Origin of the sequence: Vibrio sp. 99-70-13A1 (assembly GCF_013114625.1) — a bacterium.
GTDB lineage: Bacteria > Pseudomonadota > Gammaproteobacteria > Enterobacterales > Vibrionaceae > Vibrio.
Map to the genome: position 1 here is coordinate 1 of NZ_VTXD01000093.1, position 1,231 is coordinate 1,231.

Genomic DNA, 1,231 nt, shown 5'->3' on the forward strand with positions numbered 1-1,231 from the left:
CGTAGTTTTCTTCCTTATGAAATAGGGTCGGTATTAAAGGTTTCATATTCAGTGGGTGTTATGCAGAAACGTAATATTTACCTCCCTAAAAGTGTATTGAACGCCACTGATTGGAAGCTAATTTCGGAACATCGTACATAACAAGCAATTTAAGCAGACTGCCAACGCTTGGCATTTTCAGCTCGGTTTAGCTTCAGTGATTTAGGCGGTAAATTTGAGTGTATTGGTAGCGTTGTCAGCTACTTAATTGGGCGTTATATGCAAGAGGTAGAAATGAGTCTAAAAGAACAATTACAGGGTATTACCCTCAAAGCTTCAGAACTAGCTAAAAATTGGCCTTCAGAGAAATCTGAGGATATGAAATTTTTGGTTAACCATGCGTATGAACGAGGGTGGTATTTGAACGAAATTTTTATTTTCGGGCTTCATCATTCCATTACCGAATACGATAACTTCGATGATGCAGTAATTGTGTTAATAGAAGAAGATTGGGAGTTCTATTGGAAAGCTTTAACGGAATATCAGCCATCTAGGGCGCATTTGTTTAAAGAAATAAAAAAAGCACATGAGTTAGGTTTGTATGGTTCGTCGATCCATTTGTGTTTTAGCCAGGCGGATGGTTTATTCTTTGATAAATTTGGTACGAGTCTTTACGAACGTAAGCTCACAGTTGCCAAACGCAAGTTCGGCGACGAGATCCATGAATTTATCAGTCGAGATTCACTAGAACTCTTATCTCAGCATTATAAAGATGGCAGCGTGTTTAGACGCATGTTCAATGAGGTTTATACTGAACTTTTGTCTAAAACAGGTGGTGATCTAGTTAAAAATACGAAACAAGTAAAAGAAAGTAATTTGCAGTTACCTAATCGTCATGGTGTTTTACATGGGATTCATACTGACTTTGTAAGTAAACAGAACAGTTTCAAAGCGATCGCATTTCTATTGTTCATCCTTTTTCTATTAAATGGTGAAAAAATCATAGAGAGTGCGTAGTGCATATAACAAAGCGTTTAAGACAGATTCCCAACGCATGGCATTTTTCATTCTATCGTTGGGTTTTGTGTTTACGGTGGTATGGTTGAGTTTCGTGGTGGCGTTGCTCACTACTTAACGCGGCGTTATGCTACTTAGTATCAAGTTTGAAGTGCGACACTTTCTACAGATGCGCATGAATATACTCCAGTGGTGTTCTATACCCAAGTCTTTTACGTGGGCGCGTGTTTAATTT

The 1,231-nt window shown here is 38.3% G+C and carries 1 protein-coding gene; it reads left to right on the plus strand.

Annotation, left to right across the window (positions count from 1 at the left end):
* The first annotated feature begins 168 nt into the window (after positions 1 to 168).
* Positions 169 to 996: a hypothetical protein gene (locus tag F0226_RS22320; protein ID WP_171737685.1), complete on the plus strand. Its 828-nt coding sequence runs from the start codon at positions 169 to 171 to the stop codon at positions 994 to 996.
* Positions 997 to 1,231: the final 235 nt, after the last annotated feature.